Origin of the sequence: Streptomyces nanhaiensis, from assembly GCF_046614825.1 — a bacterium.
In the GTDB taxonomy this organism is placed as follows: Bacteria; Actinomycetota; Actinomycetes; order Streptomycetales; family Streptomycetaceae; genus Streptomyces; species Streptomyces radiopugnans.
In genome coordinates, this window is the sequence record NZ_JBKJFM010000004.1 from 115,460 (window position 1) to 134,244 (window position 18,785).

Annotated in this window: 15 protein-coding genes and 1 pseudogene; 2 read left to right on the top strand and 14 right to left on the bottom strand. The window is 73.6% G+C overall.

From position 1 onward, the window contains the following. Nucleotides 1-4 precede the first annotated feature (4 nt). From recX to ACLIYP_RS02670, 6 genes and pseudogenes are all read right to left on the bottom strand, one after another. Nucleotides 5-539, bottom strand: a pseudogene (gene recX / locus ACLIYP_RS02645) (recombination regulator RecX); the annotation flags it as partial. Then, a complete protein-coding gene (gene recA, locus ACLIYP_RS02650; protein ID WP_410536054.1) occupies nt 539-1,669 on the bottom strand; it encodes a recombinase RecA in 1,131 nt (376 codons plus the stop codon). The gene recA and the pseudogene recX, both read right to left, overlap by 1 nt. A gap of 237 nt (nt 1,670-1,906) precedes the next feature. Continuing rightward, nucleotides 1,907-2,101, bottom strand: coding sequence for a DUF3046 domain-containing protein (locus ACLIYP_RS02655; protein WP_093663386.1), 195 nt, complete (start codon nt 2,099-2,101; stop codon nt 1,907-1,909). Nucleotides 2,102-2,158: 57 nt separating this feature from the next. After that, nucleotides 2,159-2,476, bottom strand: coding sequence for an AzlD domain-containing protein (locus ACLIYP_RS02660; RefSeq protein ID WP_093852543.1), 318 nt, complete (start codon nt 2,474-2,476; stop codon nt 2,159-2,161). Next, complete coding sequence (locus ACLIYP_RS02665; RefSeq protein WP_412711521.1) at nt 2,473-3,147, bottom strand: AzlC family ABC transporter permease; 675 nt, start codon at nt 3,145-3,147, stop codon at nt 2,473-2,475. The genes ACLIYP_RS02660 and ACLIYP_RS02665 overlap by 4 nt, the downstream gene beginning before the upstream one ends. 171 nt (nt 3,148-3,318) lie before the next feature. Next, nucleotides 3,319-4,170: an AraC family transcriptional regulator gene (locus tag ACLIYP_RS02670; RefSeq protein WP_412711504.1), complete on the bottom strand. Its 852-nt coding sequence runs from the start codon at nt 4,168-4,170 to the stop codon at nt 3,319-3,321. Between the two features lie 74 nt (nt 4,171-4,244). Here ACLIYP_RS02670 and ACLIYP_RS02675 point away from each other — a divergent pair, with 74 nt between their 5' ends. Together ACLIYP_RS02675 and ACLIYP_RS02680 are read left to right on the top strand one after the other, a co-directional pair. Further along, the gene (locus ACLIYP_RS02675; RefSeq protein ID WP_412711505.1) at nt 4,245-9,029 is read left to right on the top strand and encodes an Lhr family ATP-dependent helicase; all 4,785 of its coding nucleotides are present in this window, start codon (nt 4,245-4,247) and stop codon (nt 9,027-9,029) included. A 134-nt stretch (nt 9,030-9,163) separates the two neighbouring features. Further along, nucleotides 9,164-9,967 (top strand): Fpg/Nei family DNA glycosylase, encoded by an 804-nt coding sequence (locus tag ACLIYP_RS02680; protein ID WP_412711506.1) that lies wholly within the window; start codon nt 9,164-9,166, stop codon nt 9,965-9,967. A gap of 157 nt (nt 9,968-10,124) precedes the next feature. On the opposite strand, the gene ACLIYP_RS02685 is transcribed toward ACLIYP_RS02680, so the two are convergent. From ACLIYP_RS02685 to ACLIYP_RS02720, 8 genes are all read right to left on the bottom strand, one after another. Then, on the bottom strand, nt 10,125-10,508 hold the full coding sequence (locus tag ACLIYP_RS02685; RefSeq protein WP_093663381.1) for a helix-turn-helix domain-containing protein: 384 nt from the start codon (nt 10,506-10,508) through the stop codon (nt 10,125-10,127). 94 nt (nt 10,509-10,602) lie between these two features. Beyond that, the gene (locus tag ACLIYP_RS02690) at nt 10,603-11,247 is read right to left on the bottom strand and encodes a CinA family protein (RefSeq protein WP_412711507.1); all 645 of its coding nucleotides are present in this window, start codon (nt 11,245-11,247) and stop codon (nt 10,603-10,605) included. Continuing rightward, nucleotides 11,237-11,881 carry a CDP-diacylglycerol--glycerol-3-phosphate 3-phosphatidyltransferase gene (gene pgsA, locus ACLIYP_RS02695; protein ID WP_412711508.1) on the bottom strand — a complete coding sequence of 215 codons (645 nt, stop codon included), beginning with the start codon at nt 11,879-11,881 and terminating at the stop codon, nt 11,237-11,239. The genes ACLIYP_RS02690 and pgsA overlap by 11 nt, the downstream gene beginning before the upstream one ends. Then, the gene (gene rimO, locus ACLIYP_RS02700) at nt 11,878-13,386 is read right to left on the bottom strand and encodes a 30S ribosomal protein S12 methylthiotransferase RimO (protein WP_412711509.1); all 1,509 of its coding nucleotides are present in this window, start codon (nt 13,384-13,386) and stop codon (nt 11,878-11,880) included. Before rimO ends, pgsA begins: the two co-directional genes overlap by 4 nt. A gap of 48 nt (nt 13,387-13,434) precedes the next feature. After that, the gene (locus ACLIYP_RS02705; protein ID WP_412711510.1) at nt 13,435-14,238 is read right to left on the bottom strand and encodes a helix-turn-helix domain-containing protein; all 804 of its coding nucleotides are present in this window, start codon (nt 14,236-14,238) and stop codon (nt 13,435-13,437) included. A gap of 187 nt (nt 14,239-14,425) precedes the next feature. After that, nucleotides 14,426-17,137: a DNA translocase FtsK gene (locus ACLIYP_RS02710; RefSeq protein ID WP_412711511.1), complete on the bottom strand. Its 2,712-nt coding sequence runs from the start codon at nt 17,135-17,137 to the stop codon at nt 14,426-14,428. Nucleotides 17,138-17,286: 149 nt separating this feature from the next. Continuing rightward, complete coding sequence (locus tag ACLIYP_RS02715; RefSeq protein WP_412711512.1) at nt 17,287-17,970, bottom strand: response regulator; 684 nt, start codon at nt 17,968-17,970, stop codon at nt 17,287-17,289. A gap of 244 nt (nt 17,971-18,214) precedes the next feature. Continuing rightward, nucleotides 18,215-18,785, bottom strand: a 571-nt coding sequence (locus ACLIYP_RS02720; RefSeq protein WP_412711513.1) for a response regulator, incomplete at its 5' end; no start/stop codon positions are given.

Genomic DNA, 18,785 nt, shown 5'->3' on the forward strand with positions numbered 1-18,785 from the left:
CGGCTCAGTCCGAGCCGTACAGCGGGTACTCCTCCACGTCCTCCCCCTCCGCTTCCAGTGCCTCCCTCACCACCCGGAGGGCGAGCCCTTCGGGGTAGCCCTTGCGTGCCAGCATCCCTGCGAGCCGACGCAGTCGCCTGTCGCGCTCCAGCCCTTTGGTGGCGCGCAGTTTGCGCTCCACCAGGGCTCGGGCGGTCCGTTCCTCCAGCTCCGGGTCCAGTTGCTCCACCGCGTGGTCGATCAGTTCGGAGTCCACGCCCTTGTGCCGCAGTTCCCGGGCGAGGGCCCGACGGGCGAGGCCCCGTCCGTGGTGGCGGGACTCCACCCAGGCATCGGCGAACGCCGCGTCGTCGATCAGCCCGACGTCCTCCAGCCGGGAGAGCACCGACTCGGCGACGTCCTCGGGGATCTCCCGCTTGCGCAGTGCCTCGGCGAGCTGCCCGCGGGTGCGCGGCGTTCCGGTGAGCAGGCGCAGGCAGATCGTCCGCGCCCGCTCCTCCGGATCCGCCGGTGGCTCCCCCTGACGTCCCGCCACGGCTCAGCTCTTGGCCGCTGCGGTGCTCTTGACCGCCTTGGCGCGCGTCGCCGGTGCGGGCACCGTCTTCGCCGCCGCGGCCGGGGCGGCCTCGGCTCCGGCCGCGTCCGCGCCCGGCTCGCCCTCGGGGGCCTCGGTCTTCGGGCCGATGCCGAGCTTCTCCTTGATCTTCTTCTCGATCTCGTTGGCCAGGTCCGGGTTGTCGCGCAGGAAGTTGCGGGCGTTCTCCTTGCCCTGCCCCAGCTGGTCGCCCTCGTAGGTGTACCAGGCGCCCGACTTGCGGATGAAGCCGTGCTCCACCCCCATGTCGATCAGCCCGCCCTCCCGGCTGATGCCGATGCCGTAGAGGATGTCGAACTCCGCCTGCTTGAACGGCGGGGCCACCTTGTTCTTGACCACCTTCACCCGGGTGCGGTTGCCCACCGCCTCCGTGCCGTCCTTGAGCGTCTCGATCCGGCGGATGTCCAGCCGCACCGAGGCGTAGAACTTCAGCGCCCGGCCACCGGTGGTCGTCTCCGGCGACCCGAACATCACGCCGACCTTCTCGCGGAGCTGGTTGATGAAGATGGCGGTGGTCTTGGACTGGCTGAGCGCGCCGGTGATCTTGCGCAGCGCCTGGCTCATCAGCCGCGCCTGCAGACCCACGTGGGAGTCGCCCATCTCGCCCTCGATCTCCGCGCGCGGCACCAGGGCCGCCACCGAGTCGATCACGATCAGGTCCAGCGCGCCGGAGCGGATGAGCATGTCGGTGATCTCCAGCGCCTGCTCGCCGTTGTCGGGCTGGGACAGGATCAGGGAGTCCACGTCCACGCCCAGCCGCTTGGCGTACTCCGGGTCCAGGGCGTGCTCGGCGTCGACGAAGGCGACCGTGCCGCCCATCCGCTGGGCGTTGGCCACCGCGTGCAGGGTCAGGGTGGTCTTGCCGGAGGACTCCGGCCCGTAGACCTCCACCACCCGGCCGCGCGGCAGGCCGCCCACGCCCAGGGCGACGTCCAGGGCGGTCGACCCGGTCGGGATCACCTCGACGGGCTCGTTCGGCCGCTCGCCCAGGCGCATCACGGCGCCCTTGCCGAACTGCCGTTCAATCTGTGCGAGCGCGGCGTCGAGCGCCTTCTCGCGGTCGTTTCCTGCCATGGGTGCCACCCGGTTCGCTTGAGTCGATCGCTTCACATCAAAAGACGCTAGCGCCTGCCACTGACAATCGGCCCGGACACCGTTCCCAGCAGCCCGGCTCCCCCATGAGAATGGCTGTTCGATTTTTGTGTCAAGTTGCCCCGTTCTCCTGTGGAAAACCGGAAGAACCCCGGAAACCAGCGGCCCGGAAGGGCTTCGCACGACCGGTCGCCGGGCCGTGCCCGGCCGCTTCGGGGCTCACCTCAGCTCGGCGGGCACGTCCACGGCCACGCAGACCGCGCGCCAGACCTCCTTCGCTCCCCACCCCGCCTCCAGGGCCTCGTGGACCGTCCGGCCGCCCAGCTCGGACATCACGTGATCGCGTGCGAAGGAGTCGGCGTACGCCTCACCGAAGTGGGCAGCCATCCGCTCCCAGAAGACCGTCAAACGCATGCCCCCCAGTATCCGCCCACCCGGACGGAGGAACCGGCAGCCGGGTGGGGAACCGCCCTACCCCAGGGCCCGCAGCCCCGCGGTGACCAGGACGGCGGCGGCCACCACCACCAGGAATGGCGCGCGCAGCACCAGTGCGACCGCCGCCGCCGCGAGGCCTCCCGCGCGGGCGTCGGCCACCAGCGCGCCGCCTTCGCCGCCGAAGGTCTGCTGAGCGGTGAGCGCCGCCAGCAGCGCCACGGGCAGCAGGGCCGCCAGCCGCCGCACCAGCGGGCGCTCCAGCGCTCCGGCGGGCACCGACAGCCCGAGCAGCTTGACGAGGTAGCAGCCGGCGGCCGTCGCCCCGATCGCGATCCACACGCCCTCCGGGCTCATCGGACCTTCCCTCCGTCCCGCCGTCCGGCCCGCCGCCCCCGCACCAGCAGCACCAGGGGCGCGGCGAGCGCCGCCACCAGCACCGGGACCCCGGCCGGAAGGACCGGCAGGAGACCCAGGCCCAGCAGCACCGCGAGCCCGGCCGTGGCGCGCTCGGCCGCCGTGCGCAGCATGGGCGCCAGCAGCGCCAGGAAGACGGCCGGGCCCGCGGCGTCCAGCCCCCAGGCGGCGGTGTCGCCGAGCGCTGCGGCGCCCAGCGCGCCGAGCAGTGTGGTGAGGTTCCACAGCAGGTAGAGGCTGATGCCGGTGACGGCGAACCCGATCCGCGCCGCACGGCGGTCCCGCTGGGCGAGGGCGACCAGGGACGTCTCGTCGATGACCAGGTGGGCGGCCGCCGGCCGCACCGCGCGCGGCAGCCGCAGCAGCGAGGACAGCCGCAGCCCGTAGAAGGCGTTGCGGGTGCCGAGGAAGAAGGCCCCGGCCGCGGCGGTGAGCGGGCCGCCGCCCGCGGCGAGCGCGCCGACCAGGGCGAACTGCGAGGCGCCGGTGAAGACCAGCAGGCTGAGCGCACAGGTCTGCGCGAGACTCAGCCCGGCTCCGGTGGAGGTGACCCCGAAGGCGAACCCGGACAGGCCCACGGCGACACCGACACCGAGGGCGTCGCGGACCAGGGCCCGGTCGTCTCCGCGGTCGTCTCCGCGGTCGCCGGCTGACGGCGGTGCGGTGGAAGCGTCCCCCTCGGCCGGGCGGACCGGGGCGGTTCGGAGGGCCTTGGCGGTCTGGGCGGTCCGGTCCGTAGGGGCGGTCTGGGGTGTCTGGTTCCTCTCGGGCACGGCGCGATGCTAGGCGCGGCCCTCCCGTCCGGTCTTGTACGTTCTTGCGCGTTCGCGCTGGTAGGCGCCGGGCGGCACACCGACGATCCGGCGGAAGTGCCGTCCCAGGTGCGGCTGGTCGGTGAAGCCGACGGCGACGGCCGCCTCGGCCGGCGGCGCCCCCTCCTCCAGCAGCCGGCGCGCGCGGCGGACCCTGGCACTGGTCAGCCAGGCGTGCGGCGGCATGCCGTACCGCTCGCGGAAGGCCCGCAGCAGCGAGAACGGACTCGTCCCCAGTTCCGCGGCGAGCACCTCCAGAGTGGGCGGTTCCGTCATCCGCTCCAGGAGGATCTCGCGGGCGCGCGCCGCCTTGCACGCGCCCGCCGTGCGGACCGTGCGCGCGGGGAGCGCGGCGCCGTTCCGGCGCAGCAGCCGGGTGACGGCGACCCGCAGCAGGGTGTCGGCGGCCAGTGCGTTGCCCTGCTCGGCGGCCCGGTGCACCTCGGTGATCAGGCGCGCGGCCTCGGGATCGTGCACGACGGGCTCGGTGAACCCCGCGGTGCCCCGGATGGCCGTCGTCTCGGCGGCGACGGCCGCGACCGTGCGCGAGGAGGTGTAGAGCGTGGCGTACGCCCAGCCCTCCGGGACACCGGCGCGCGCTGTGTGCGCCACCTCCGGGTTGATCATGACGACGGCCCCTGCGCCGGCCCGCTCCACGCCCTGCGGCAGCCCGATCTCCTCGACGCCGCCGGTGACGGCGGCGAGTACGTAGCCGTCGTGGGCGTGCTGGGGGAAGGTGTGCCGTATGTACCGGGCGCGCAGCAGATCCGTGTCCGGCAGCCGGTCGTACCGCCAGTGCCGCGCCCACTCCTGCGTCCCCATGCCCTCCATTGTGCGGGCCCCCGCGAGGCCGTCGCCGGGGGACCGGTACGGGGATGTCAGTGAGGGGGTGCACGATGGAGGCCATGGACCGGTCACCGGCTCTCGACGCGTTCTCCCCCGCGACCCGCTCCTGGTTCGCGGGGGCGTTCCAGGCTCCCACCGCCGCCCAGGAGGGCGCCTGGCGGGCGATCGCCGAGGAGCGCGACGTCCTGGTCGTCGCGCCGACCGGCTCCGGCAAGACCCTGGCCGCCTTCCTCGCCTCACTGGACCGGCTGGCCGCCACGCCGCCCCCGGCCGACCCGGCCCGCCGCTGCCGTGTGCTGTACGTCTCACCGCTGAAGGCCCTGGCGGTGGACGTCGAGCGCAATCTGCGCAGCCCGCTGACGGGCATCCGCCAGGAGTCGGTGCGGCTGGGGCTTCCCGAGCCCGATATCCGCGTCGGGGTCCGCTCCGGCGACACCCCGGCGGCCGAGCGCCGCGCGCTGGTCCGGCGCCCGCCGGACATCCTGATCACCACGCCCGAGTCGCTGTTCCTGATGCTCACCTCCGCCGCCCGCGAGGCCCTGCGCGGAGTGGAGACGGTGATCCTGGACGAGGTGCACGCCGTGGCCGGGACGAAGCGCGGCGCGCATCTGGCGCTCTCCCTGGAGCGCCTGGACGAGCTGCTGGACCGCCCGGCCCGCCGCATCGGGCTGTCGGCGACGGTGCGGCCGGTGGACGAGGTGGCGCGCTTCCTCTCGCCCCGGCGCGGCGCGCACATCGTCCAGCCGCCCTCGGGCAAGGAGTTCGACCTGTCGGTCGTGGTGCCCGTGCCGGACATGGGCGAGCTGGGCGGCTCGCCGGTGCGGGACGCGGGCGGGGAGGGGCCCGGTGGCCAGGGGGACCGGCCGTCGATCTGGCCGTCGGTGGAGGAGCGGATCGCCGACCTCGTCCAGGCCCACCGCTCCACCATCGTCTTCGCCAACTCCCGGCGCCTGGCCGAGCGGCTGTGCAACCGGCTCAACGAGATCGCCTACGAGCGGGCCACCGGCGAGCCCGTCCCCGAGGGGCACTCGCCCGCTGAGCTGATGGGGGGGTCGGGAGCCTCGGGGGGCGCTCCGCCGGTACTGGCCCGCGCCCACCACGGCTCGGTCTCCAAGGAGCAGCGGGCGCAGGTCGAGGAGGACCTGAAAGCGGGACGCCTGCCCGCCGTGGTCGCCACCTCCAGTCTGGAGCTGGGCATCGACATGGGCGCGGTGGACCTGGTGGTCCAGGTGGAGTCGCCGCCCTCGGTCGCCTCCGGGCTGCAGCGGGTGGGCCGCGCCGGGCACCAGGTGGGCGCGGTCTCGGCCGGGGTGGTCTTCCCCAAGTACCGGGGCGACCTGGTGCAGTCCGCGGTGGTCACCGAGCGGATGCGCGAGGGCGCCATCGAGGCCCTGCGCATCCCCTCCAACCCGCTGGACGTGCTGGCGCAGCAGATCGTCGCCATGGCCTCCATGGACACCTGGGACGTCGACGAGCTCCTCGCGGTGGTGCGGCGCGCCGCGCCCTTCGCGTCGCTGCCGGAGTCGGCGTACACCGCCGTGCTGGACATGCTCGCCGGGCGCTACCCCTCCGACGCCTTCGCCGAACTGCGTCCCCGCCTGGTGTGGGACCGCGTCGCCCACACCGTCGCCGGCCGTCCCGGGGCCCAGCGGCTGGCGGTCACCTCGGGCGGGACGATCCCCGACCGCGGTCTGTTCGGCGTCTTCCTCGCCGGCTCCGACCCGAAGAAGGGTGGCGGACGCGTCGGGGAGCTGGACGAGGAGATGGTCTACGAGTCCCGGGTGGGCGACGTGTTCACCCTGGGCACGACCAGCTGGCGCATCGAGGACATCACCCGCGACCGCGTCCTGGTCACCCCCGCCCCCGGCGTCCCGGGGCGGCTGCCGTTCTGGAAGGGCGACCAGCTCGGCCGCCCGCTGGAGCTGGGCCGCGCGCTGGGGGCGTTCCTGCGCGAGATCGGCGGACTGGCCCCGGAGGCGGCCCGGGAGCGGCTGGCGGCGGCCGGGCTGGACGGCTGGGCGGTCGACAACGTCCTGGCCTACCTGGACGAGCAGCGGCAGGCCTGCGGGCACGTCCCCGACGACCGGACGATCGTCGTGGAGCGCTTCCGCGACGAACTGGGCGACTGGCGGATCGTGGTCCACTCCCCCTTCGGCGCCCAGGTGCACGCGCCCTGGGCGCTGGCGCTGGGAGCCCGGCTCGGCGAGCGGTTCGGCATGGACGCGCAGGTGATGCACGCCGACGACGGCATCGTCCTGCGGCTGCCCGACACCGATCTGATGGGCTTCGACCTCGGCGCGGACCTCGACGCGGACCTCGGCGCGGACCTCGGCACCGATCTCGGCGCGGACTTCGGCTCGGCCCCGGCCCCGGGCTCGGCGAACGCCCCGGACCACGACCCGGACCAGCCGCCGGTCGGCGCCGCCGACGTCCTGTTCGACCGCGACGAGGTGGAGCGGACCGTCACCGACCAGGTCGGCGGCTCGGCCCTGTTCGCCTCCCGCTTCCGCGAGTGCGCCGCCCGCGCCCTGCTGCTGCCCCGCCGCGACCCCGGCCGGCGCACGCCTCTGTGGCAGCAGCGCCAGCGTGCCGCCCAACTGCTTCAGGTGACCAGCGAGTTCGGATCGTTCCCGATCGTTCTGGAGGCGGTGCGCGAGTGCCTCCAGGACGTCTTCGACGTGCCCGGACTGGCCGAGCTGATGGGCGATGTCGAGTCGCGCCGGGTGCGCCTGGTGGAGGTCACCACACCCGAGCCGTCCCCGTTCGCCCGCTCCCTGCTGTTCGGATACGTCGCCCAGTACCTGTACGAGGGCGACTCCCCGCTCGCCGAGCGCCGCGCCGCCGCGCTGTCGCTGGACTCCCGGCTGCTGGCCGAGCTGCTGGGCCGGGCCGAGCTGCGCGAGCTGCTCGATCCGGAGGTCCTGGCCGAGCTGGAGCGCGAGTTGCAGTGGCTGCCCGGCGAGGACGGGGTCCGCCGGGTCAAGGACGCCGAGGGCGTAGCCGACGTACTGCGCCTGCTGGGCCCGCTCACCGGCGACGAACTGGCCGAGCGGGGCGCCGAGCCGCAGTGGGCGAGGGAGCTGGAGCACGCCCGCCGCGCCATCCGCGTCCGTGTCGCGGGCCGCGAGCACTGGGCGGCGATCGAGGACGCCGGACGGCTGCGGGACGCACTGGGCGCGGCGCTGCCCGTCGGTGTGCCCGAGGCCTTCACCGAACCCGTCGGCGATCCGCTGGGCGATCTGCTGGCCCGGTACGCCCGCACCCACGGCCCGTTCACCACCGCGCGGGCCGCCGGGCGCTTCGGTCTGGGCACGGCGGTCGCCGACGGCGCCCTGCACCGGCTGGCGGCGGCCGGCCGGGTGGTCCAGGGCGAGTTCCACCCCTCGGGGATCGAGCAGGAGTGGTGCGACACGGGTGTGCTGCGGCGGCTGCGCCGCCGCTCCCTGGCCGCGCTGCGCCAGGAGCTGGAGCCGGTGCCGCCCGCCTCGCTCGCCGCGTTCCTGCCCCAGTGGCAGCACCTGGGGGCCGAGGCCGGCGGGTTGCGCGGCGTCGACGGGCTGCTGCGCGCCGTCGAACAGCTCCAGGGCGCCCCAGTGCCCGCCTCCGCCCTGGAGAAGCTGGTCCTGCCGTCCCGGGTGGCCGACTACCACCCGGCGATGCTGGACGAGCTGACCGCCGCCGGGGAGGTCCTCTGGGCGGGTGCGGGCGCGCTTCCGGGCAAGGACGGCTGGATCCGCCTCCACCTCGCCGACAGCGCCCCGCTGCTGCTGCCCGACGCCCTCCCGCTGGAGCCAACCCCGCTCCACCGGGCCGTCCTGGAGGCGCTCTCGGGCGGGTACGGCCTGTTCTTCCGGCAGATCGCCGACCGGGTGCGCGCCACCGGACACGAGGCGTCCGACGCCGAGCTGGCCGAGACCGTGTGGGACCTGGCCTGGTCCGGGCGGCTCACGGGCGACACCCTCACCCCGCTGCGCGCCCTGCTCGGCTCCGGCCGCACCGCGGGGGCCACGGCGCACCGCGCCAGGCGGAGCACCCCCCGCGGCCGCTACGGCTCCCCCGTCCCCCTGTCCCCCGTCGCACCGGCCGGCGCCTCCCGCCGTCCCACCGCCTCCCGGAACGGCCCTCCGACGGTCGCCGGCCGCTGGTCGCTGCTGCCCGACCGGGAGACCGACCCCACCCACCGGGCCCACGCCCTGGCCCGCACCCTGCTGGACCGGCACGGCGTGGTCACCCGCGGCGCGGTCGCCGCCGAGGGGGTCGAGGGCGGCTTCTCGGCCGCCTACCGCGTGCTGTCGGCCTTCGAGGAGAGCGGCCAGGCCCGGCGCGGCTACGTGGTGGAGGGGCTGGGCGCCGCCCAGTTCGCCGTGGACGGCGCGGTGGACCGGCTGCGCGCGATCAGCACGGCCCGCGAGAAGCCCGAGGGCACCCGTCCGCGCACCGCCGTGCTCGCCGCCGCCGATCCCGCCAGTGCCTACGGCGCCGCCCTGCCCTGGCCCGATCCGCCCTCCCCCGCCGCGTCCGCCGACGGCGGCCCGGGCCGGGCGGCATCGGCCCACAAGCCGGGCCGCAAGGCGGGTTCCCTGGTGGTGCTGGTCGACGGCGAGCTCGTCCTCTACCTCGAGCGCGGTGGCAGGACGCTGCTGGCCTGGCGGACCGAGGGGCCGTCGCTGAACGCCGCCGTCGAGGCGCTGGCCGGGGCCGCGCACCGCGGAATGCTGGGCACCCTGACCGTGGAGCGCGTCAACGGCTCCCCGGCCCTGGGCTCCCCCGTCGGCGCCGCCCTGGAGGCCGCGGGCTTCCACGCGACTCCGCGCGGGCTGCGGTTGCGCGCATGACGGCGTGACGGCGCCGTGGCAGGAGGCGCGGGACGCGTGGGGACCGAGGCGGCGCGGGACGCGTAGGGGCCGAGGCGGCGGGAAGCGGTCGAGGAGCGGACGCCGAAAGCGGCGGACGGGAGAGGAGCGGCCGGGTGCCCGAGGGAGACACCGTCTGGCGCACCGCCCGGCAGTTGGACCGGGCGCTGTCGGGAGCGCCCCTCGCCCGCTGCGACCTGCGCGTGCCCAAGCTCGCCACCGTCGACCTCGCCGGACGCGGGGTGCTGGAGACCGTCGCGCGCGGCAAGCACCTCCTCACTCGCTTCGAGGGTGGTCTGACGCTCCACTCCCATCTGCGGATGGACGGCGCCTGGCGCGTCTACGCACCCGGCCGGCGGTGGAGCGGCGGCCCCGGCCACCAGATCCGCGCCGTCCTCGCCACCGCCGCCCACTCGGCCGTGGGATACCGCCTGCCCGTCCTGGAACTGCTGCGCACCGCCGACGAGGGCGGGGCCGTCGGTCATCTGGGCCCGGATCTCCTGGGCCCGGACTGGGACGAGGCGGAGGCCCTGAGCCGCCTGCTGGCGGATCCCGCCCGCCCCGTCGCCGAGGCGCTGCTGGACCAGCGCAATCTGGCCGGGATCGGCAACGTCTACGCCGCGGAACTCTGCTTCCTGGGCAGGGTGACGCCCTGGCTGCCGATAGGCGAGGTCCCCTCCCCCCGGCGTCTGACGGCCCTGGCGAAGAAGCTGCTGGAGGTCAACAAGGCTCGTACGCTCCGCGTCACCACCGGCGACGTGCGTGCCGGCCGGAACCTGTGGGTGTACGGCCGCGCGGGGAAGCCGTGCCCGCGCTGCGGCACGACCGTCCGCACCTGGGTGCCCGGGCCCTCCACCACCCGGCGCGTGGCGTACTGGTGCCCCGGGTGCCAGGCGGGGCCTCCGCCCCCGTCGCTCTGAACGGCGAATCCGCCCGGACGACGGCCGGATCGCGGTCCGCCGCCGTACACGGCCGCGGACTCACCCGGCGGCACCACGGGCCCGGCCCGGACGCGGGATACGCGTCCGGGCCGGGCCCGTGGTGGTTCTCTCCCGGGGTGTGCCCGCACCGTACCGATCAGGCGGCGACGACGTCCACGGCCTCCGTCGGCGCCTTGATGGTCACCCGCTCTCCCGACCGCTCCGTGACGGACGTCACGGTGACCGGGTTGAGAACGGGACGGCGCATCGGCGCGGGGACCGTGTCGCTCGCCGCGGACTGCGCCAGCTCCGCGAGCGCCAGCTCGTCGCTGACCTCACGCATCAGCTCGGACATCCGCACGTCCAGCGCCTCGCAGATCGAGGCGAGCAGTTCGGAGGAAGCCTCCTTCTGCCCCCGCTCGACCTCGGAGAGGTAGCCGAGCGACACCCGGGCGGACGAGGAGACTTCGCGCAGGGTACGGCCCTGGCGCTGGCGCTGCCGACGCAGCACGTCACCCAGCAGGCGACGGAGCAGAATCATCGGTGGCTCCCTCCTAGGACCGCTGACCCGGATCCTTCTTGCCCCACCGTACCGCCTTGGGCCGCGGCCGTGCGGGGAGCGATGCTGTGTTCACTCAGGGCTGCAAACATCCATTCCCCCCACCGTGTTCCGTATCCTTTGCCGGCGCATTTTCCGTGAGTTCGCTCAAGAGCAACTGGATGACGGCCCGTACGCTCCCGTCGCGGATCTCCGCCCGGTCGCCGTCCAGGCTCAGTCCCAGCGCCACGCGGCGGACGCCCCCGGCCGCCTCCTGCGCCCCGGCCGGCGCGTCCACCGCGTCCGCCGCACCGGAGGCGTCCGGTCCGGCGACCGCCACATAGACCCTGCCCACCGGCTTGCCGTCCTGCGGCTCGGGGCCGGCCACCCCGGTGGTCGCCACTCCCCAGTCCGTGCCCAGTACGCGTCTGACGCCGGCCGCCATCTGCCTGGCCACCTCGGCGTCGACCGCGCCCCGCTCCCGCAGCAGTTCCCCGTCCACCCCGAGGACCTCGTGCTTGACCTCGGTGGCGTAGGCGGTCACCGAGCCGCGTACGGTCGCCGAGGCGCCGGGAGCGGCGGTCAGTTCGGCCGCGACGAGCCCTCCGGTCAGCGACTCGGCCGCGGCGACGGTCTGGCCCCGGTCCGCCAGCAGCTTCAGCGCCTGCGCGGTGATCTGCCTGGTCTCGTCGGCGCCGCCGTCCGGGCCGAGCCCGGGCTCGGCCTCCCGCTCACCGCTCATCGGCGCGCTCCGCCGCCAGGCCGGCCCGCCGCAGGACCACTGCCTGCCGTACGTAGTCCAGCCCGGTGCCGACCGTCAGCACCACGGCCGCGGCCATCACCCACCAGCGCAGTGTGGCGAGCGGCCCGCTCAGGGCCAGGATGTACATGCCCACGGCGACGCCCTGGGTGAGGGTCTTCATCTTCCCGCCCCGGCTGGCCGGGATCACGCCGTGCCGGATCACCCAGAAGCGCATCAGGGTGATGCCGATCTCCCGGAAGAGGATCACCCCCGTGACCCACCAGGGCAGGTCGGAGAGCGCCGACAGGCAGATCAGCGCCGCACCCATGATCGCCTTGTCCGCGATCGGATCGGCGATCTTGCCGAAGTCGGTGACCAGGTCGTACCGCCGCGCCAGTTCGCCGTCGAAGAGGTCGGTGATCATCGCGATGGAGAAGGCCGCCCAGGCGAAGGCGCGCCAGACAGGATCGTGCCCCCCGTCGGCGAGCATCAGGAACACGAAGGCCGGCACCAGGAGGAGCCTCACCATGGTGAGGATGTTCGCGATGTTCCACAGGCTCACCGTGCGGACCGCGGCGGTCTTCCGCTGCGCCATGGCTCCACCACCCGCTGCTGAGGCCGGGATGTCCGTCATGCCCCCGCCTCCTCACTACTCTCGGAGCACCCCCAGACGACGTCCGGGGGCGGCTCGGCAACGAGATCCACACCCTCGGTCGCCACCACCTTCGCTTCGACCATCTGTCCCACGGAGAGCCGCGAGGAGCCGGTGAGACCGGTGAGGAACGTCTGCCCGTCGGTCTCGGGGGCCTGGTGCGCCCCCCGCCCGACCGGACCGTCCTCTCCGTCCACCGACTCGACCAGTACCCGCACGGTCTCGCCGACACGCTCCTCCGCGCGCTGCGCGGTCAGCTCCTCGGCGAGCCGCGAGACGCGGTCCAGCCGCTCGGCCACCGTCTCGGGGTCGGTCTTGTTCTCGTAGGTCGCCGCTTCGGTACCTTCCTCGTCCGAGTACCCGAAGACTCCGATCGCATCCAGCCTGGCCGCGACCAGAAAACGCTCCAGTTCCGCGAGGTCCGCCTCGCTCTCGCCGGGGAAGCCCACGATGAAGTTCGAGCGGACGCCCGCCTGCGGCGCCCTGGCCCGGATGGTGTCCAGCAGTTCCAGGAAGCGGTCGGTGTCGCCGAAGCGCCGCATGGCGCGCAGCACGCCCGGGGCGGAGTGCTGGAAGGAGAGGTCGAAGTAGGGGGCGACCTTCTCCGTGCCGGTCAGGACGTCGATCAGCCCGGGCCGCATCTCGGCGGGCTGCAGATAGCTCACCCGGATCCGCTCGATGCCGTCCACCGCGGCCAGCTCCGGCAGCAGCGTCTCCAGCAGGCGGATGTCGCCGAGGTCCTTGCCGTAGGAGGTGTTGTTCTCGGAGACCAGCATGACCTCCTTGACCCCCTGCTCAGCCAGCCAGCGGGTCTCGCCCAGCACGTCCGAGGGGCGCCGGGAGACGAAGGCCCCGCGGAAGGAGGGGATGGCGCAGAAGGAGCACCGGCGGTCGCAGCCGGAGGCCAGTTTCACCGAGGCGACCGGGCTGCTGTCCAGCCGCCTGCGCAGCGGCGCCCGCGGGCCCGAGGCAGGGGCCACCCCGTCGGGCAGGTCGGCGGGGGCCGGACCGGCCGCGGCGTCCCCGTGCCCGGGCAGCGCGACGGCGGCGCCCTGCCGCTGCGCCGGGCTGATGGGCAGGAGCTTGCGGCGGTCCCTGGGGACGTGGGGGACGTGGGCGCCGCCGGAGAGGATGGTGCGGAGGCGGTCGGAGATGTCGGTGTAGTCGTCGAAGCCGAGCACGCCGTCGGCCTCCGGCAGCGCCTCGGCCAGTTCCTTGCCGTAGCGCTCGGCCATGCAGCCGACCGCGACCACGGCCTGGGTGCGGCCGTGGTCCTTGAGGTCGTTCGCCTCCAGCAGGGCGTCTACGGAGTCCTTCTTGGCGGCCTCGACGAAGCCGCAGGTGTTGACGACGGCGACGTCCGCGTCGGCGGCTTCCTCGACGAGCTCCCAGCCGTCCGCCGCCAGACGGCCTGCGAGCTCCTCCGAGTCCACCTCGTTGCGGGCGCATCCAAGGGTGACGAGGGCGACGGTGCGGCGTTCGGGCATGGGCTTAAGCCTACTTCGTTCCACCCGGCCCATCCGCCGCCAGGGTTGTCACCCCTGCTCCGGGTCCCCCTTGGTGTAGCTGACGCGCTGTACCTGGCGGAACTCGCCGACCTTGTCGACCTCCTTGCCGTTGACGAAGAGGGTGACCGCGCCGGCGTTGCCGAGCACCAGGTCGATCCGCTTGTCGTCGGTGAAGGTCCTGGAGTCGCCGTCCTGGAGGACGCCCTCCCCCAGCAGCCGCCCGTTGTGGGCCTCGGCCGAGAACCAGCTCTTGCCGTCCTCGGCGACCAGCTTGACCGTGACCTTGTCGGCGGGCGCGGCGGCGATGGCGCTCTCGGAGACGGACGGGTCCGGGTCGGGCTCGGCGGGCTTGGCGGGATCGGGTTCGCCGGCGGGATCCGGCGACGGGCCGTCCTGAGCCACCGGGGTGCGCGCCGGCTCGTCACCACCGCTGAAGAGGGTGAAGCCGACGAAGCCCACCACGGCCACGATCGCGGCGACCATGGCGGCGGTCCAGTTCGGGCGGCTCGGCTCGGGGCGGATGCGTTCGGCCTCGAAGAGTGCGGCCGCGGGGGTGGGCGCCGGACGGCCGCCGTGCTCGGCGTCGTACTGCGACACCAGCTCGTCCGGATCCAGACCTACGGCCTTGGCGAGGGTGCGGACATGGCCGCGGGCGTAGACGTCGCCTCCGCATCGGGAGAAGTCGTCCTGTTCGATGGCGTGCACGATCGGGACGCGCACACGGGTGGTCGCACTGACCTCGTCCACCGTCAGTTGCGCGTCGATACGGGCCTTCTGGATCGCCTGACCGACCGAAGGCCGGTCTTCTGGGGGAGAGTTGCCGATGGACACGGGGGCGCCTTTCGAGCGTGTAGCCACCTGCTGGGTGTTCAGTCTAGAGGGGGTGCGGAAGGGTGGGGCAAGCGGGCGGAGGGAGTCTGTCCGCCATAGGGATGGCCGTGCCACCCGTCGGTGAACACCGACCGCATGCTTCCTCACGTTGACGTTTTGCCAGGGAAAACGGTTGCCTAGCTCATTCCTACGAGTGAGTTTCCCCGCGAATCATCGCGAGTACGTCATCCAGCTCGTCGGGCTTGACCAGAACGTCCCGCGCCTTGGAGCCCTCACTGGGGCCGACCACTCCGCGCGACTCCATCAGGTCCATCAGCCTGCCCGCCTTGGCGAACCCCACGCGCAGCTTGCGCTGGAGCATCGAGGTGGACCCGAACTGCGTGTTGACCACCAGCTCGGCCGCCTGGCACAGCAGGTCCAGGTCGTCGCCGATCTCCTCGTCGATCTCCTTCTTCGCGCCCTGCCCGACCGTGACGTCGTCGCGGAAGACCGGGGCCATCTGCTTCTTGCAGTGCCCCACGACGGCCGCGACCTCCTCCTCCGTCACGAAGGCGCCCTGCATACGGGTGGGCTTGCCGGCCCCCATCGGCAGGAACAGCCCGTCGCCCTTGCCGATCAGCTTCTCGGCGCCCGCCTGGTCGAGGATGACCCGGCTGTCGGCGAGCGAGGAGGTGGCGAAGGCCAGACGCGACGGCACGTTCGCCTTGATCAGACCGGTGACGACGTCGACGGAGGGACGCTGGGTGGCCAGCACCAGATGGATGCCCGCCGCCCGCGCGAGCTGGGTGATCCGCACGATCGCGTCCTCCACGTCACGCGGCGCCACCATCATCAGGTCGGCCAGCTCGTCCACGATGACCAGCAGGTACGGGTAGGGGGCGAGCTCGCGCTCGCTGCCCTCGGCGGCCTTCACCTTCCCCGCGCGCACCGCGGCGTTGAAGTCGTCGATGTGGCGGAAGCCGTAGGCGGCCAGGTCGTCGTAGCGCAGGTCCATCTCGCGCACGACCCACTGCAGCGCCTCGGCGGCCTTCTTGGGGTTGGTGATGATCGGGGTGATCAGGTGCGGGATGCCCTCGTACGCGGTCAGCTCCACCCGCTTGGGGTCCACCAGCACCATCCGGACGTCCTCCGGGGTGGACCGGATCATCACCGAGGTGATCAGGCAGTTGATGCAGGAGGACTTTCCGGAGCCGGTCGCGCCCGCCACCAGGATGTGCGGCATCTTCGCCAGGTTGGCCGTGACGTAGCCGCCCTCGACGTCCTTGCCGAGCCCGACCAGCAGCGGATGGTCGTCGCCGGCGGCCTCCGCCAGGCGGAGCACGTCGCCGAGGTTGACCATCTCGCGGTCGGTGTTGGGGATCTCGATGCCGACCGCCGACTTGCCGGGGATCGGGCTGATGATCCGCACATCCGGGCTGGCGACGGCGTAGGCGATGTTCTTGGCCAGTGCGGTGATCTTCTCGACCTTCACCGCCGGGCCGAGCTCCACCTCGTAGCGCGTGACCGTCGGGCCGCGGGTGAAGCCGGTGACGACGGCGTCCACCTTGAACTCGGAGAAGACGGTCGTCAGCGACTCCACGACCGCGTCGTTGGCGGCGCTGCGGGTACGGCCCGGCCCGCCGCGCTCCAGCAGGTCCAGCGAGGGCAGCGCATAGGTGACGTCCCCGGCGAGCCGGAGCTGCTCGGCACGCGGCGGCAGGGGGTCGGCGGGCGGCTCGGCCGGCGCCTTGGTCAGGTCCGGTACGGAACCGGTCCGTTCCTTCCGCTCCGGGCTCTCCCGCTCCGGGCTCTCCCGCTCCCCGCTGTGCCGTTCCCCGCTGTGCCGCTCGGCGCGGACCGAGCTGGTGAGGTCGGCGACCAGCGGCGAGGGCTGTACGCCGTGCAGGACGGCGCCCTCCAGCTGGGCCGCCGCCGCGGCGGCCACGTCCACCGCGCCCGGGGAGCCGTCCGGGGTGCGCGGGGCCCGGGGGGTGCGGCGGGAGCGGCGCCGGCCGTCCAGCGCGTCCTTCTCCGCCTGGAACGCCTCGTCGCCGTCCTTGCGCAGCCTCGCCCGTCGCGGCCGGGGCTCCTCCTCGCCGTACGCGTCGCGGTCGCCGTAACCCTCCGGCCCGCCGCGGGGATCGGCGTCCTGTGCCACCAGACCGAGCCGCACGCCCAGTTGGCGCAGCCGCTGGGGGACGGCGTTGACGGGGGTGGCGGTGACGACGAGCAGTCCGAAGACGGTCACCAGCAGCAGCAGCGGCACGGCCAGGGCCGCGCTGACGGTGAGGACCAGCGGCTGGGAGACCGCCCAGCCGATCATGCCGCCCGCGTCCCGTACCGCCTCGTGGCCCTCACCGCGCCCCGGCGAACCGCAGGCGATGTGCACCAGCCCCAGCACGCCGACGGCCAGCGCGGACAGCCCGATGACGATGCGTCCGTTGGCCTCCGGCTTCTCCGGATGCCGCATCAGCCGCACCGCGACGGCACCCAGCAGCACCGGCGCCACCAGATCCATACGGCCGAAGGCTCCGGTCACCAGCATCTCGACCAGATCGCCCACCGGCCCCTGCAGGTTGGACCAGGTGCCGGCCGCGACCACCAGGGCGATGCCCAGCAGCAGCAGCGCCACCCCGTCCTTGCGGTGCGCCGGGTCCAGTCCCCTGGCCCCGCGGCCCACGCCGCGCAGCAGCGCCCCGACGGCATGCGCGACCCCGAGCCAGACGGCCCGGACCAGCCGGAAGACGGCATTGGTGGGAGACGGCGCGGGTCTGGGCGGGACCTTCGCCGCCGACTTCTTCGCCGCCTTCCCGGGCGCCGGCTTCCTGGGCGCGGCAGACCTCGGTGCCGGGGCCTTCCTGGCGGGAGCCTTCTTGGCGGGCGCCTTCTTGGCGGCCTTGCCGGACGTACGTGAGGCCATGGTGCCGAGATTACCCGCGAGAGCCCCTCAAGACACGGACGCCAGTGCGGTCGGCGGGACGGGGGCGCGCCCGGCCCGCGGCACACGGGACCCGGCCGGAGCTCGGCGGGGTGACTCCCCGTCGGGCCGCTCGCACACCTGGCGGCGGGTCAGTTCTGCGACGGGAGCGAGGCCGGCCTGCCGTCGTTGCCCGGCTCCAGCGCGTCCAGCGCCCGCCGCAGACCGGTGAGCTTGCGCTCCAGGTGCGCGGCCGTGGCGACGGCCGCGGCGTCCGAGGACTCGTCCAGGTGCTTGGACAGCGCCTCGGCCTGTTCCTCCACAGCCGCCAGCCGCGCGGAGAGTTCGGCCAGGAGGCCCGAGGGCTCAGCCCCCTTGTCGCCGTCCTCGCCGGAGCGCCGCCCGTCGATCTGCAGCCGCAGCAGGGCGGCCTGCTCACGCAGCTGAACGTTCTTCATGTACAGGTCGACGAAGACCGACACCTTCGCCCGCAGCACCCACGGATCGAACGGCTTGGAGATGTAGTCCACCGCGCCGGCCGCGTAACCGCGGAAGGTGTGGTGCGGACCGTGGTTGATGGCCGTGAGGAAGATGATCGGGATGTCCCGGGTGCGCTCCCGCCGCTTGATGTGGGCGGCGGTCTCGAAACCGTCCATGCCCGGCATCTGCACGTCCAGCAGGATGACCGCGAAGTCGTCCGTGAGCAGCGCCTTGAGCGCCTCCTCCCCTGACGATGCCCGCACCAGCGTCTGGTCCAGCGCGGAGAGGATGGCCTCCAGCGCCAGCAGATTCTCCGGTCGGTCATCGACCAGGAGGATCTTGGCCTTCTGCACCATGGCCCGTCCTCCTCGCCCCGGCAGCGCTCTGGACGCCGCCACCGGCAACGACTCCTTTGCGCCGCCCGTTCTTGTGCCGGTCATGGTAGCCCCACCTCGCGGCCCACCACACCCTGTCACCGAGATGTCACTGTGCACGTACCTGAAACGCTGTGAGAGACCCGAAGGTTCCCCGATTGCTGCATTTCCACACCTAATGCGTCGCACTTCGCCGGCACGCCGCCGACCACGGAACCATCGCACATCACTCCCCGCGCATCCACCGCGCCATGACGGACAGCAGGTGATCGGTGTCCACCGGCTTGGTGACGTAGTCGGACGCACCGGCCTCGATGCTCTTCTCCCGGTCGCCCTTCATCGCCTTCGCCGTCAGCGCGATGATCGGCAGCCCGGAGAACTGCGGCATCCGCCGGATCGCCGCGGTCGTGGCGTACCCGTCCATCTCCGGCATCATGATGTCCATCAGGACGACCGCCACGTCGTCGTGCTGCTCCAGCACCTCGATGCCCTCGCGCCCGTTCTCGGCGTAGAGCACCTGCAGGCCGTTCTGCTCCAGCACGCTGGTGAGCGCGAAGACGTTGCGGATGTCGTCGTCGACGATGAGCACCTTCTCGCCGCCGAAGGCGCCCCGCGGACGCTCCTCCGCCCTGCGGGAGGTGTCCTGCCACATCTCCCCGCCGCTCTCCGCCTCCTGCGGCGCGGGCCGCTTGCGCGGCATGGGGGGAATCTGGCGGCGGCGGGACGCGAGGGCCGCCGCGGCGCGCTCGGCGGCGGGCACGTCCAGGGCGCCGCCCGCCTCCCGGGCCGGCCCCTCC

Excerpts from the sequence above, each read along its gene's own strand:
- recA (WP_410536054.1), bottom strand. The coding sequence starts at position 1,669 with ATGGCAGGAAACGACCGCGAGAAGGCGCTCGACGCCGCGCTCGCACAG.
- ACLIYP_RS02655 (WP_093663386.1), bottom strand. The coding sequence starts at position 2,101 with ATGCGTTTGACGGTCTTCTGGGAGCGGATGGCTGCCCACTTCGGTGAG.
- ACLIYP_RS02660 (WP_093852543.1), bottom strand. The coding sequence starts at position 2,476 with ATGAGCCCGGAGGGCGTGTGGATCGCGATCGGGGCGACGGCCGCCGGC.
- ACLIYP_RS02670 (WP_412711504.1), bottom strand. The coding sequence starts at position 4,170 with ATGGGGACGCAGGAGTGGGCGCGGCACTGGCGGTACGACCGGCTGCCG.
- ACLIYP_RS02675 (WP_412711505.1), top strand. The coding sequence starts at position 4,245 with ATGGAGGCCATGGACCGGTCACCGGCTCTCGACGCGTTCTCCCCCGCG.
- ACLIYP_RS02685 (WP_093663381.1), bottom strand. The coding sequence starts at position 10,508 with ATGATTCTGCTCCGTCGCCTGCTGGGTGACGTGCTGCGTCGGCAGCGC.
- ACLIYP_RS02690 (WP_412711507.1), bottom strand. The coding sequence starts at position 11,247 with ATGAGCGGTGAGCGGGAGGCCGAGCCCGGGCTCGGCCCGGACGGCGGC.
- pgsA (WP_412711508.1), bottom strand. The coding sequence starts at position 11,881 with ATGACGGACATCCCGGCCTCAGCAGCGGGTGGTGGAGCCATGGCGCAG.
- rimO (WP_412711509.1), bottom strand. The coding sequence starts at position 13,386 with ATGCCCGAACGCCGCACCGTCGCCCTCGTCACCCTTGGATGCGCCCGC.
- ACLIYP_RS02710 (WP_412711511.1), bottom strand. The coding sequence starts at position 17,137 with ATGGCCTCACGTACGTCCGGCAAGGCCGCCAAGAAGGCGCCCGCCAAG.
- ACLIYP_RS02715 (WP_412711512.1), bottom strand. The coding sequence starts at position 17,970 with ATGGTGCAGAAGGCCAAGATCCTCCTGGTCGATGACCGACCGGAGAAT.